General features: G+C 66.7%; 12 protein-coding genes. 10 read left to right on the forward strand and 2 right to left on the reverse strand.

Annotation, left to right across the window (positions count from 1 at the left end; genetic code table 11):
- Window positions 1-187: 187 nt before the first annotated feature.
- Both leuA and ACYQ7X_RS10025 read left to right on the forward strand, forming a co-directional pair.
- Window positions 188-1,882, forward strand: a complete 1,695-nt coding sequence (gene leuA / locus ACYQ7X_RS10020; protein WP_459696871.1) for a 2-isopropylmalate synthase — start codon at window positions 188-190, stop codon at window positions 1,880-1,882.
- Window positions 1,879-2,652, forward strand: a complete 774-nt coding sequence (locus ACYQ7X_RS10025; RefSeq protein ID WP_459696872.1) for a class I SAM-dependent methyltransferase — start codon at window positions 1,879-1,881, stop codon at window positions 2,650-2,652. The genes leuA and ACYQ7X_RS10025 overlap by 4 nt, the downstream gene beginning before the upstream one ends.
- A 54-nt stretch (window positions 2,653-2,706) precedes the next feature.
- Here ACYQ7X_RS10025 and ACYQ7X_RS10030 read toward each other — a convergent pair whose 3' ends face one another.
- Window positions 2,707-2,919, reverse strand: coding sequence for a hypothetical protein (locus ACYQ7X_RS10030; RefSeq protein WP_459696873.1), 213 nt, complete (start codon window positions 2,917-2,919; stop codon window positions 2,707-2,709).
- A 437-nt stretch (window positions 2,920-3,356) separates the two neighbouring features.
- Here ACYQ7X_RS10030 and pdhA point away from each other — a divergent pair, with 437 nt between their 5' ends.
- The 7 genes from pdhA (at window position 3,357) to ACYQ7X_RS10065 (ending at window position 10,625) form a co-directional block, all read left to right on the forward strand.
- Window positions 3,357-4,316 carry a pyruvate dehydrogenase (acetyl-transferring) E1 component subunit alpha gene (gene pdhA / locus ACYQ7X_RS10035; RefSeq protein WP_459696874.1) on the forward strand — a complete coding sequence of 320 codons (960 nt, stop codon included), beginning with the start codon at window positions 3,357-3,359 and terminating at the stop codon, window positions 4,314-4,316.
- A gap of 5 nt (window positions 4,317-4,321) precedes the next feature.
- Complete coding sequence (locus ACYQ7X_RS10040; RefSeq protein ID WP_459696875.1) at window positions 4,322-5,674, forward strand: pyruvate dehydrogenase complex E1 component subunit beta; 1,353 nt, start codon at window positions 4,322-4,324, stop codon at window positions 5,672-5,674.
- Between the two features lie 12 nt (window positions 5,675-5,686).
- Window positions 5,687-6,997, forward strand: coding sequence for a pyruvate dehydrogenase complex dihydrolipoamide acetyltransferase (locus tag ACYQ7X_RS10045; RefSeq protein ID WP_459696876.1), 1,311 nt, complete (start codon window positions 5,687-5,689; stop codon window positions 6,995-6,997).
- Between the two features lie 16 nt (window positions 6,998-7,013).
- Window positions 7,014-7,496, forward strand: a complete 483-nt coding sequence (locus ACYQ7X_RS10050; RefSeq protein WP_459696877.1) for an N-acetyltransferase family protein — start codon at window positions 7,014-7,016, stop codon at window positions 7,494-7,496.
- Between the two features lie 72 nt (window positions 7,497-7,568).
- Window positions 7,569-8,966, forward strand: a complete 1,398-nt coding sequence (gene lpdA / locus ACYQ7X_RS10055) for a dihydrolipoyl dehydrogenase (protein ID WP_459696878.1) — start codon at window positions 7,569-7,571, stop codon at window positions 8,964-8,966.
- Between the two features lie 223 nt (window positions 8,967-9,189).
- Window positions 9,190-10,152 carry a lipoyl synthase gene (gene lipA, locus ACYQ7X_RS10060; RefSeq protein WP_459696879.1) on the forward strand — a complete coding sequence of 321 codons (963 nt, stop codon included), beginning with the start codon at window positions 9,190-9,192 and terminating at the stop codon, window positions 10,150-10,152.
- Window positions 10,152-10,625, forward strand: coding sequence for a type II toxin-antitoxin system RatA family toxin (locus ACYQ7X_RS10065; protein WP_459696880.1), 474 nt, complete (start codon window positions 10,152-10,154; stop codon window positions 10,623-10,625). The genes lipA and ACYQ7X_RS10065 overlap by 1 nt, the downstream gene beginning before the upstream one ends.
- Window positions 10,626-10,682: 57 nt before the next feature.
- On the opposite strand, the gene ACYQ7X_RS10070 is transcribed toward ACYQ7X_RS10065, so the two are convergent.
- Window positions 10,683-11,906, reverse strand: a complete 1,224-nt coding sequence (locus tag ACYQ7X_RS10070) for an energy transducer TonB (RefSeq protein WP_459696881.1) — start codon at window positions 11,904-11,906, stop codon at window positions 10,683-10,685.
- 149 nt (window positions 11,907-12,055) lie between these two features.
- On the opposite strand from ACYQ7X_RS10070, the gene ACYQ7X_RS10075 reads away from it, so the two are divergent.
- Entirely contained in the window at window positions 12,056-13,435 is a 1,380-nt protein-coding gene (locus ACYQ7X_RS10075) for an ethanolamine ammonia-lyase subunit EutB (protein ID WP_459696882.1), read from the forward strand.
- Window position 13,436: the final 1 nt, after the last annotated feature.

The following is a 13,436-nucleotide window of genomic DNA, read 5'->3' on the forward strand; positions in this document are numbered from 1 at the left end:
GCTTCCCGCCCGTCACCGAGTATCTCCGATGATCTCCCGCTTCATGCCCCGCCCGTATCACCCCTGGCGCCCGCTCTGGCTTGCACGACTTCGCGGCGGCCGGGGGCTTGCGGCGAGCCCTCGGCCGTAACGCGCCGCCCCAAACGCATCCCCCCATGTGACGACCTTTGATTGTGAGAGCGGCCCCATGATGTTGAGCGCGCCCGAGACCAAATATCGCCCCTATGCGGCGGTCGACCTGCCGGACCGGCAATGGCCGAACCGGCGCGTGACCGAGCCGCCACGTTGGTGCTCCGTCGATCTGCGAGACGGCAACCAGTCCCTCATCGATCCGATGGATGGCGAGCGCAAACGCCGCTTCTTCGACCTCCTGATCCGCAGCGGCTTCAAGGAGATCGAGGTCGCCTTTCCCTCCGCTTCGCAGACCGACTACGATTTCGTGCGCAGCCTCATCGAGGGGGGGCGCATCCCCGAGGATGTGGCAATTCAGGTGCTGACGCAGAGCCGGGAGGAACTGATCCGGCGGACGATCGAAAGCCTGGCCGGGGCGCATCGCGCCATCGTCCATCTCTATAACGCGACATCCGAAGTGTTCCGCCGCCTGGTCTTCAACCAGGACCGCGCGGGCACCATCGCGCTCGCCGTCTCCGGCACGCGCCTCATCAAGCAGTTGACCGACGAGCACCCCGAGACGATCTGGACCTACCAGTATTCACCCGAAACCTTCTCCTTCACCGAGCCGGAATTCGCGCTCGAGGTCTGCGAGGCGGTGATGGATGTCTGGCAGCCGACGCCGGAGCGTCCGATCATCCTGAACCTGCCGGCAACCGTGGAAGTGGCGCCGCCCAATGTCCATGCCGATCAGATCGAGTGGTTCTGCCGCAAGTTGAGCCGCCGCTCCTCGGCGATCATCTCCTTGCATCCGCATAATGATCGTGGAACCGGCATCGCCGCCGCCGAGCTTGGGCTGATGGCCGGCGCCGATCGGGTGGAGGGCTGCCTCTTCGGCAATGGGGAGCGCACCGGCAATGTCGATATCGTGACGATGGCGCTCAACCTCTATACCCAGGGCATCAATCCGGGCCTTGATTTCTCCGATCTGAAGAAGATCGTCGGCACGGTCGAGCACTGCAACCAGATCCCTGTGCATCCGCGCCACCCTTATGCGGGGGAGCTGGTTTTCACAGCCTTCTCTGGCTCGCATCAGGATGCGATCAAGAAGGGCTTCGCCGCGCGGCAGAAGCAGAACGACGATATCTGGGAAGTGCCCTATCTGCCGATCGACCCGCGCGACATCGGCTGTTCCTACGAGGCGGTGATCCGCGTCAATAGCCAGTCCGGCAAGGGCGGCGTCGCCTGGGTGCTGGAGCAGGATCAGGGCCTGCGGCTGCCGCGCCGGCTGCAGATCGCCTTCAGCCGCGTGGTGCAGGAAATTGCCGATCGCACCGGGCGGGAGACGACGACGGCGGATATCGTGCAGAGCTTCCGCCAGACCTATGGGCTCGATGGTTCCGGCCGCCTCGCCCTCGTGGATTACAGCGTCTCGGGCGCGGACCGCTCCGGCGCGCCGCGCAGCTTCGTCGGCCGCGTCGAACTGGACGGGCAGAGCCGGACCATCCGGGGCGAGGGCAATGGTCCGATGTCGAGCTTCGTTGATGCGCTCAACAAGGAATTCGGGCTCGCCCTCGATATCGTCAATTACGACGAGCATGCGATCGGCACCGGATCGGGCACCCAGGCGGCGGCCTATGTGGAATGCGTCCAGCCGGGCGGGGTTTCGGTCTTCGGGGTCGGGATCGATGTCGATAGCGGGGAGGCGTCGATCCGCGCGGTTCTCAGCTGCGCGAACAATGCGCTGTCAGGCGCGGGAGTGGTGAAATGAGCAAGATCAGCCAGGCTGAAAGCGTGGAAAGCCAGTTCGGGCCGCGTGCCGAATCCTACCTCGCCAGCGCGGTGCATGCCCAGGGCGAGGATCTCGCCCATTTCGCAGCCCTGCTGGCGGAAGAAGGCCAGGGGGCGCGGCTGCTCGATCTCGGCTGCGGCGGCGGGCACATGTCCTTTACCGCCGCGCCGCTGGTGCGCGAGGTCGTCGCCTATGATCTGTCGCCGGAGATGCTGGCGGTGGTGGCCCGCGCGGCCGGCGATCGCGGCCTTGTCAATCTGCTGACCGAGCAGGGGGAGGCGGAGGCGCTGCCCTTCGAGGATCAGAGCTTCGAGTGGGTGGTCTCCCGCTTCAGCGCCCATCATTGGGCCGATTGGCGGCTTGGCCTGCAGGAGGCGCATCGTGTGCTCCGCCCCGGCGGGCGCGGCCTGTTCATCGATGTTGTCTCTCCCGCGCTCGGCTTGCTCGACACCTACCTGCAAACGGTCGAGGTGCTGCGCGATACCTCCCATGTGCGGGATTATACCCCCGGGGAGTGGGAGGCCGCGCTCGCCGGCGCCGGCTTCCTGGTGCATGCGACCCGCCGCCATCGGCTGCGCATGGAATTCGCGAGCTGGATCGCGCGGATGCGCACGCCCGAGGTGATGGCTTCCGCCATCCGCGCGCTGCAGGGCGCGGTTTCGGAACCCGTGCGTCGCCATTTCGCGATCGAGCCGGATGGCAGCTTCATGATCGACGTGGCGAGCTTCGAGGTCGTGCGGATGTATTAAGAGGCAGCGCGCCGCGGCCTTCGCCTGCCCGGCAGCCTCGGCAGCCTGGGGGTCTCAAGGCCGTGGCACGTCCTCTTGCCCGCCGGCTTCGGCCGGTTCGGCCGCTTCGTTCAGGCGAAGCTGCGCGGGGAGACGCAGATAATGCGGATGCGCGGCCAGCCAGTCGGACGGCGCGGTCGCACCCTGCGGCACGAAGACGAAGGGAAGCGTGAGTTCCGGCGCTGTCGCGGCCGGTAGCTGAAGCGGGGCGGGCAGGATGGGGGGCATCAGTTGGCGCCTGGCATGTGGTTAGTAAAACTAACTAATTGCAGCGAGGATAGCAACGATCTCCTTGCGTTTGGCCTGTGCCCGGCTGCCCGGGTCGTCCGGCTCGGCCTCCACCCAGCCCCGGGCGCAAGAGTTGTGAAGCGACCCGGGCGCTTGCCGCAATAACCGATCGAAGTCACGCGAGCCTCGGCAATGGGGCCGCGCGGCAGCCGGCCTACCGCCAAGCCAATCAGCAACTTAACCGATATCCGGTTAACATCTGATATTGCGTTGCAACAGAAGGGTTTTTTCCCCCTCGGCTTGCCCGGAAGGGGCGAAGTCGCTAGGTGTGCGGCAGAGTTGTTTTTCGATGCAGCGGCTCAGATGCCGCCGACACGGAGCATGGCATGGCCCAGGCAGCGGCGACCCGCAAACGGACCAAGACAACCGAGGGATCAATGGGCAAAGACGACCTCCTCCGCTTCTACCACGATATGCTGCTGATACGGCGCTTCGAGGAAAAGGCGGGGCAGCTCTATGGCATGGGGCTGATCGGTGGCTTCTGCCACCTCTACATCGGCCAGGAAGCGGTGGTCGTGGGCGTGCAGGCGGCGCTCAAGCCGGGCGATCAGGTCATCACCAGCTATCGCGACCATGGCCATATGCTGGCGACCGGCATGGAAGCGCGCGGCGTGATGGCCGAACTCACCGGCCGCGCCACGGGCTATTCCCGCGGCAAGGGCGGCTCGATGCACATGTTCAGCAAGGCGAAGGGCTTCTACGGCGGCCACGGCATCGTCGGCGCCCAGGTCTCGATCGGCGCCGGCCTCGGCTTTGCCAACTGGTATCGCGGCAACGACCATGTGTCGGTCACCTATTTCGGCGAAGGCGCCTCCAACCAAGGCCAGGTCTATGAGAGCTTCAACCTCGCCGCGCTCATGAAGCTGCCGGTCGTCTTCGTCATCGAGAACAACCGCTACGGCATGGGCACCAGCGTGGAACGCGCGTCCGCCTCGCGCGATCTTTCCAAGAACGGCGCGCCCTGGGGCATTCCGGGCATGCAGGTGGACGGCATGAACGTCATCGCCGTGAAGGAAGCGGCGGAGAAGGCGATCGCCCATTGCCGCGCGGGCAACGGGCCCTTCCTGCTCGAGATGAAGACCTATCGCTATCGCGGTCACTCGATGTCCGATCCGGCGAAATACCGTACGCGCGAGGAGGTGCAGAAAATGCGCAGCGAGCGCGACTGCATCGAGGCCGTGCATCACCTGCTGACCGAGCAGGGGGTGGACGAAGCCGAGATCAAGAAGATCGACGAGGCGGTGAAGGCCGTGGTCCAGGATGCGGCGGATTTCGCGCAATCGAGCCCGGAGCCGGACCCGAAAGAACTCTGGACCGATATCCTGGTGGAGGCTTGAGCCTTATGGCGACCCAGATTCTGATGCCTGCCCTTTCGCCGACGATGACGGAGGGCAAGCTCGCGCGCTGGCTGAAGGGCGTGGGCGACGAGATCAAGGCGGGCGACGTGATTGCCGAGATCGAGACCGACAAGGCGACGATGGAAGTGGAAGCGGTGGACGAGGGCAAGCTCTCCTCCATCCTGGTGCCGGAAGGCACCGAGGGCGTGGCCGTGAATACCCCGATCGCCGAGATCGGCGGCGGCGCTGCGGAGGCGCCGGCTCCCGCCGCGGCCAAGGCGCCCGAGGCGGTGGCACCCCAGCCGCAGCCGGCAGCGGTCGCGCCGCAGCCGGGCGCCGCCCCGGCGGCCGCGGCCCCCGCGGCGGAGAAGGAATGGGGCCCGACCAAGCCGATCACCGTGCGCGAGGCGCTGCGCGATGCGATGGCGGCCGAGATGCGGGCGGATGCGGATGTTTTCCTGATGGGCGAGGAAGTCGCCCAATATCAGGGCGCCTACAAGATCAGCCAGGGCCTGCTCGACGAGTTCGGGCCCCGCCGGGTGATCGACACGCCGATTACCGAGCACGGCTTCACCGGCATGGCGGTGGGCGCGGCGATGAGCGGGCTGAAGCCCATCGTCGAGTTCATGACCTTCAACTTCGCCATGCAGGCGATCGACCAGATCATCAATTCGGCGGCCAAGACGCTCTATATGTCGGGCGGCCAGATGGGCGCGCCCATCACCTTCCGTGGGCCGAACGGCGCGGCCAGCCGCGTCGCTGCCCAGCATAGCCAGTGCTACGCCTCCTGGTATGCGCATTGCCCGGGCCTGAAGGTGGTGGCGCCCTATTCGGCGGCCGATGCCAAGGGCCTGCTGCGCGCCGCGATCCGCGACCCCAACCCGGTCATCGTGCTCGAAAACGAAATCCTCTACGGCCACACCTTCGAATGCCCGACGGATGAGGATTTCATCCTGCCCATCGGCCGCGCCAAGGTGGAGCGGCAGGGCGAGCATGTCACCATCGTCGCCTTCTCGATCATGGTGGGCGTGGCACTTCAGGCGGCGGAAGCGCTCGCCGAGCAGGGGATCAGCGCTGAGGTCATCAATCTCCGCTCGCTCCGCCCGCTCGATACCGCGACGATCGTGGAGAGCGTGAAGAAGACGAGCCGGCTGGTGACGGTGGAAGAGGGCTGGCCCTTCGCCGGGATCGGCGCCGAAGTCGCCATGCAGATCATGGAAAACTGCTTCGATTGGCTCGATGCGCCGCCGGTGCGGGTCCATGGGCTCGATGTGCCGCTGCCCTATGCCGCCAATCTCGAGAAATTGGCTTTGCCGCAGCCGGCCTGGGTTGTGGACGCGGTTCGCAAGATCGTCTGAGGGAGAGAGGCCATGGCCACCAATATCCTGATGCCCGCGCTCTCCCCCACCATGACGGAGGGCAAGCTCGCGCGCTGGCTGAAGAAGGAAGGCGAGGCGGTCAAGGCCGGCGACGTGATCGCCGAGATCGAGACCGATAAGGCGACCATGGAAGTGGAAGCCGTGGATGAGGGCCTGTTGGGCAAGATCCTGGTGGCCGAGGGCACCGAGGCGGTGGCGGTGAATGCGCCGATCGCCATTCTGGTGGCGGAAGGCGAGGCAGTGCCCGCCGCCGCAGCAGCACCTCAGCCGGCCGCAGCTCAGCCGGCTGCACCCCAGCCGGCCGCGCCTCAGCCGGCCACAGCTCCGCAGAAGGCACCGGCCGCTCCGGCTGGCGCACCGGCCACGGGCGCGGCCGGCCGCATCTTCGCCTCGCCCCTCGCCCGCCGCATCGCGACGGAAAACGGGATCGACCTCGCCGCCATCAAGGGCTCCGGCCCGAATGGCCGGATCGTGCGCGCCGATCTCGAAGGCGCCAAGGCAGCGCCTGCCGCGGCGCCTTCTGCCGCGGCATCGCCGAGCGCTGCCGCCATGGCGCCGGCGGCCGCCCCTGCGGCTGCCGCGCCCAAGGCCGCGACGATCACCGCGCCGCACGAGCTCATTCCGCACAGCACCATGCGCAAGGTCATCGCCAAGCGGCTGACCGAGAGCAAGCAGAGCGTGCCGCATTTCTACCTGACGATGGATATCGAGCTTGATGCGCTGCTCAAGCTGCGGGGCGAGCTGAACGCCCGCTCCGCCAAGGAGGGCGCGGGCGCGTTCAAGCTTTCCGTCAACGATATGATCATCAAGGCGGCGGCAGTGGCCTTGCGGCGCGTGCCCAAGGTCAATGCGAGCTTCCTCGACGAGGGGGTGGCGCTCTACAAGGATGTCGATATCTCGGTCGCCGTCGCTATCCCCGATGGGCTCATCACGCCCATCATCCGCCGGGCGGACCAGAAGGGCCTGGCGACGATTTCCAACGAAATGAAGGATCTCGCCGCCCGCGCCAAGGCCGGCAAGCTGAAGCCCGAGGAATTCCAGGGTGGCGGCTTCTCCATCTCCAACCTCGGCATGTTCGGGGTGAAGGACTTCCAGGCCATCATCAACCCGCCGCAGGCCGCCATCCTGGCGATTGGCGCGGGCGAGCAGCGGCCGGTGGTCAAGGATGGGCAGCTGGCGGTGGCGACGGTGATGAGCGCGACCCTCAGCGTCGATCACCGCGTGGTGGATGGCGCGCTCGGCGCGGAATGGCTGCAAGCCTTCAAGGCGATCATTCAGGAACCGCTCAACCTGATGCTCTGAGGGCAGGAGGCAGCGCATGGCCGAGCATCTCCTGCGCCTCGCGACAGTGGCGGATGTGCCGACGATCCTCGGCTATGTGAAGGCGCTGGCCGCCTTCGAGCATCTGAGCGACGAGGTGGCGGCGACGGAGGAGGATTTCGCGCGCTCCCTCTTCGGGCCGGCGCCGCGCGCGGAGGCGCTGATCGCCGAGGTGGCCGGCGTGCCGGCGGGCTTCGCGCTCTGGTTCTATAATTTCAGCACCTTCGAGGGGCGGCACGGCCTCTACCTCGAAGATATCTACATCGATCCCGCCCATCGCGGCGCGGGCCTCGGGCGGGCGATCTTTCACTTCCTCGCCCGCCACGCGGTCGCGCAAGGCTGCGCGCGCATGGATTGGGAGGTACTGAACTGGAACAGCAAGGCGGTTGCCTTCTATCGCTCCCTGGGCTCGGTGCCGCGCGATGGATGGACGCGCCACCGCTTGGCGGGGCCGGCGCTGCACGCCCTCGCCGAGGGCTGAGACGACGGGTTTCCACTTTTTTTCTTCTTTTTCCCCGGAGAAAGAAGGGTCTTTCCGAGGAGGAGCAAGGTCATGGCCGAGCAATCTTTCGATCTCGTGGTCGTGGGCGGGGGGCCGGGCGGCTACGTCGCGGCCATCCGCGCGGCCCAGCTCGGGATGAAGACCGCGGTGGTGGAGCGCGAGCATCTCGGCGGCATCTGCCTCAACTGGGGCTGCATCCCGACCAAGGCGCTGCTGCGGAGCGCCGAGATTTCGCATCTCCTCGCCCATCTCGATGAGTTCGGCTTCGCGGCGGACAATATCCGCTTCGATCTGGAGAAGGTCGTCAAGCGTTCGCGGGGCGTTGCCAAGCAGTTGGCGACCGGCGTCGGCTTCCTGCTCAAGAAGAACAAGGTGACGGTGATCGACGGGCAGGCCAAGCTCGCCGGCAAGAACACGCTGAGCGTCGAGAAGGACGGCAAGCCGGTCACGACGCTCAAAGCCCCGCACATCATCCTCGCGACTGGCGCGCGGGCGCGCGACCTGCCGGGCATGGAGGCGGACGGCAAGCTCGTCTGGAACTACAAGCACGCCATGGTGCCGACGATGATGCCGAAGAGCCTGCTCGTCATCGGCTCGGGCGCGATCGGCATCGAGTTTGCGAGCTTCTACCTCAACATGGGCGCCAAGGTGACGGTCGTCGAAGTGATGGACCGAGTGCTGCCGGTGGAGGATGAGGAGATCAGCGCCTTCGCCCGCAAGCAGTTCGAGAAGCAGGGCATGGTCATCCATACCGGCGTCGCGGTGAAGGGGCTCAAGAAGGGGGCGGATAATGTCACCGTCACCATCGAGGTCGCGGGTAAGGCGCAGGAGATCACAGTCGATCGGGTCATCTCCGCGGTCGGCATCGTCGGCAATGTCGAGAATCTCGGCCTGGAAGAAGCGGGCGTGAAGGTCGAGCGGACGCATGTCGTGGTCGATGGCTATGGCCGTACCGGCGTCGAAGGGATCTACGCCATCGGCGATCTCGCGGGCGCGCCCTGGCTCGCGCATAAGGCGAGCCATGAGGGGATCGTCTGCGTCGAGGCGATTGCGGGCAAGAACCCGCATCCGCTCGATACCGGCAATATCCCGGGCTGCACCTATTGCCGGCCGCAGGTCGCCTCCGTCGGCCTCACCGAGGCCAAGGCCAAGGCTGCCGGGCACGAGGTCAAGGTCGGCCGCTTCCCCTTCATCGGCAATGGCAAGGCGATCGCCATGGGCGAGCCCGAGGGGATGGTGAAGACCGTCTTTGACGCCAAGACCGGCGAACTGCTCGGCGCGCATATGGTGGGCGCGGAGGTGACGGAGATGATCCAGGGCTATGTCATCGGCCGGACGCTGGAGACGACGGAGGCCGAACTCATGGAGACCGTCTTCCCCCATCCGACGGTGAGCGAGACCATGCACGAGGCGGTGCTTGACGCTTACGGCCGCGCCATACACTTCTAGTGTGGCGATTTGGAAATTCGCCATTGCATGCGGCGCATGGGGCGCGAATTTCCAAATCAAAGCCGCACTAGCAAATATATGATTCTAATGTGCTTTTAGGATTTGAAGTTCGCTCTGGGGGTGCCGCGAAAGATATGCGAACTTTAAATCCCAGCACATTAGCCGTCTGGGCTGCGGCCGGAGCCGTTGCCCGGCGCCTGCCTTCTCGTCATGGATAGGGATCATGGCCACCCGACTGGTTATCGACCACCGTCATCCCGAAAAGGCCCACCGGCCCGATAATCCGGTCGTGCGCGGCAAGCCGGACTGGATCCGGGTGCGCGCGCCGCAGCACCCCGTCTACCACGAGACGCGGGCGCTGATGCGCGACCACAAGCTGGTGACCGTCTGCGAGGAAGCCGCCTGCCCGAATATCGGGGAGTGCTGGTCTCAGCGCCACGCCACCATGATGATCATGGGCGATACCTGCACGCGGGCCTGTTCCTTCTGCAATGTGCGGACGGGGCTGCCCGATGCGCTCGATAGCGACGAGCCGAACCGTGTGGCCGATGCGGTCGCCAAGCTCGGCCTCCAGCACGTCGTCATCACCTCGGTCGATCGGGACGATCTGGCTGATGGCGGGGCACGGCATTTCGCTGCCGTGATCGGCGCCATCCGGGGCGCGGCGCCGGGGACCACGATCGAGGTGCTGACGCCCGATTTTCTGCGCAAGCCAGGCGCCGTCGAGATCGTCGCGGAAGCGGCCCCCGATGTCTTCAACCACAATCTCGAAACCGTGCCGCGCCTCTATCCGAGCATCCGGCCCGGCGCGCGCTACTACCAGTCTCTCCGCCTGCTCGATCAGGTAAAGATGCTGAACCCGGCGATCTTCACCAAGTCCGGCCTCATGGTGGGTTTGGGCGAGGCACGCCCGGAAGTGGGGCAGGTGATGGACGATCTGCGCATCGCCGATGTGGATTTCATCACCCTCGGCCAATATCTGCAGCCAACGGCGAAGCACGCCGCGGTCGCGCAGTTCGTGACGCCGGATGAATTCGCCGATTACGCCTCCATGGCGCGGGCCAAAGGCTTCCTGATGGTCTCGGCGACCCCGCTGACCCGCAGCTCCTATCATGCCGACGCGGATTTCGCGCAACTGCGGGCGGCGCGCGATGCGCAGCTGGCCCAGATCGCCGCGGCCGATTGATGCCGCGCTATGCGGAAAAGAAGCGGGTTCCCTACCAGCCGGGCCAGATGTTCGATCTGGTGGCCGATGTCGGGAAATACCCCCAGTTCCTCCCCTGGTGCGTTGGCGCGCGCATCCGCACCGCCACCGAAACGGAACTGGTCGCGGATCTGACGATCGGCTTCGGGCCGTTCCGCGAAAGCTTCACCAGTCGCGTGAAGCTGCAAAAGCCGGACACGATCATCGTTCATTACGAAAACGGTCCTTTCAAGTATCTGAACAACCGCTGGATCTTCAAGCCCGATCCGCAAGGTTGCATGATCGATTTCTTCGTCGATTTCGAGTTTCGCAGCAAAGTCCTGCAGATCGCCATCGGCTCCGTCTTTGCCGAGGCGGTGCGGCGGATGGTCTATGCCTTCCTCAAGCGCGCGCGGGATATTTATGGCGCGCCGGCCATTTCCGCGCCCAGCGAGCCTGCCGCCGCCAAGAGCTGAAGCGGGGCGGCACCCTCGCCGCCGGATGGCGCACGTAGGCGCCCGCGCATAGCCGCTTCAGCGGACGATCTGGTAATGCATCGTCGCCGTGACCGTCACGCTCTTCGATGTCGCGTCGGGGCCGAGCGGCGGCAGGTCGGCATCGCGGAACAGCCCAAGCCAGGCCTGGTCGAGCAGGACATAGCCGGTCGGCGTGACCATCTCGAGATGCGAGACGTGGCCGGCGCGGTCCACCGAGAAGCGAACCGTCACCGAGCCTTGCTGCCCCTGCTCCCCGGCCATTTCCGGATATTCCGCCCGCTGATCGACCCATTGCTGCAGTTCCGCGCCCCAATCCTTGCCCGGATTGCCCTTGATCGAGACATCGCTGCCGCTCGCGGGCGTGGATGAGGAGGGCAAGGCGAGGTTGAGGCCGCGGCTCTGGCCGCCCGTGCCGCCACCGCCGGTATAGGACATGCCGTTCATGCTGAGCGCATGGCGGAAGGCGTTGCTCCGCCCATGGCCGGAGGCGCCGCCGGCGTGGCGCGGTGAGGGCGGCGCAGGCGGCAGGGGCGGCGGTGGCGGCAGTTGGATCGGCGCGAATTCGGGCATCGGCGGCAGGTTGAGATTGACCTCGGCTGGGCTGGTCTCGGTGATGGCGGCGGGCGGCGCCGCGGGCGGCGCGGGTGGGGCCTTCGGCAGGCTGGGTGCCTTGGGCGGTGGTGGCGGCAGATGCACCAGGGGCAGCGGCGGGGTGGGCTTCGGCGCGGGCGGGCGGGGAGCCGGCGGCTTCGCGGGCACCAGCCTGGGGGTGGGCGCCGCTGCCCTCGGCAGCGCGGGCTTGGGCGGTGTCGGCACGGGTTTGGGGTGCGGCGGCAGAGGCGGATGCGGCAGCCTCGGTGGCTCGGGCGGCTTGGACGTTGCGGGATGCGGCGAGGTATTCGGCCTCGGCTGCGCTTCCGCCTGATGCACCGGCGTCGGGCTCCGTTGGCCGCGCGGTGCAGCCTCACGCGCCTTTTGCGTGAAGGGGGTCTTGATCCTGCCGCCGGTCGCCTTCTGGCTGCCCGGCTCGAAGACCACCTGCACGCCGGTGGGGCTCGCCGCCTCCGGTGGGGTCTTGTTCGGAAAGGTGATGATCAGCGCGGCGATCGCCATGGCGTGCAGGGCGGCGGAGATTGTCGCTGCGATTGCCAGCCGGTTGGCGGCCGGGCTGTGCCGCCTGCGGCGGACCATCGGCACGCGGCTCGGGCTCGGCCGAGCCCCGGCGGGGGAAAGAGACGGTGTCCGCCGTGGCTTGGCCATGCGCGCTAACGAAAGCCTTTAGGAAGTCGGGACGCCCGCATAGCATGATCCCGAGCGGCCGGTAACGCCCTCGCTGTTGCCTTATGCCGCGCCGGTAGGAAATGATGCGGCGGGTGATGCGGCCGGCGGGCTGACAGAGGAGAACTGCCATGTATGCGCATGCGATTGGCGGGACGCGCTATGCCTTTCCCGATCTCAAGCGGCTGCTGGCCGCGGCGACGCCGCTCCGCTCCGGCGATGTCCTGGCCGGGGTCGCCGCCCGCAGCATGGCGGAGCGGACTGCCGCGCAATCTGCGCTCGCCGATCTGCCGCTCAAGACCTTCCTCTCGGAAGCCGTCGTTCCATACGAGGCGGACGAGGTGACGCGGCTGATCCAGGACGGGCACGACGCGGCGGTCTTCGCGGCCATCGCTCATCTCACCGTCGGCGGCTTGCGGGACTGGCTGCTGTCGGATGCGGCGGAACCCCACACGCTCGCTGGCCTCGCCCCGGGGCTGATGCCGGAGATGGTGGCGGCGGTCGCCAAGATCTGCCGGGTGCAGGATCTTATTCTCATCGCCGCCAAATGCCGGGTGACGACCGCCTTTCGCACCACGATCGGTCTGGCTGGCCGCCTCTCCTCGCGCTTGCAGCCCAATCATCCGACGGATGATCCGAAGGGCATCCTCGCCAGCGTGATCGATGGCCTGCTGCTGGGCTGCGGCGATGCGGTGATCGGCATCAATCCCGCCTCCGACAGCCCCCAGCGGGTGCGCGAGCTTCTGCTCATGCTCGACGAATTGCGCCAGCGGCTGGACGTGCCGGCGCAGAGCTGCGTGCTGACGCATGTGACGACGGCGATCGATCTCATGGCCCGTGGCGCCCCGGTTGATCTCGTCTTCCAATCCATCGGCGGCACGGAAGCGACCAATGCGAGCTTCGGCTTCAGCCTCGCCACCTTGCGCGAGGCTCGGGAGGCGGCCCTTGCCCTGGGGCGCGGCACGGTCGGCCAGAACGTCATGTATTTCGAAACCGGCCAGGGCAGCGCGCTCTCCGCCGATGCTCATCACGGCTGCGACCAGCAGACGATCGAGGCCAGGGCCTATGCGGTCGCCCGCGCCTTCCAGCCGCTGCTGGTCAATACCGTCGTCGGCTTCATCGGCCCGGAATATCTCTACGATGGCAAGCAGATCATCCGTGCCGGGCTCGAGGATCACTTCTGCGCCAAGCTCCTCGGCCTGCCGATGGGGTGCGACGTCTGCTACACCAACCATGCCGAGGCTGATCAGGACGATATGGACCTGCTGATGACCGCACTCGCCGCCGCCGGGTTGACCTTCATCATGGGCGTGCCCGGCGCGGATGACGTGATGCTGGGCTATCAGAGCACGTCGTTCCACGATGTGCTGGCGCTTCGCCAAATGCTCGGGCTGCGCGCCGCGCCGGAGTTCGAAGCCTGGCTCGGCCGCGTCGGGCTGCTGGACCAGGCAGGCCGCATCCGCCCGCGATCGCTGCCCGAGCGGTTCCAGCGCCTGCTGGCGGCGGCCTGAC

The organism is Acidisoma sp. C75, from assembly GCF_054665095.1.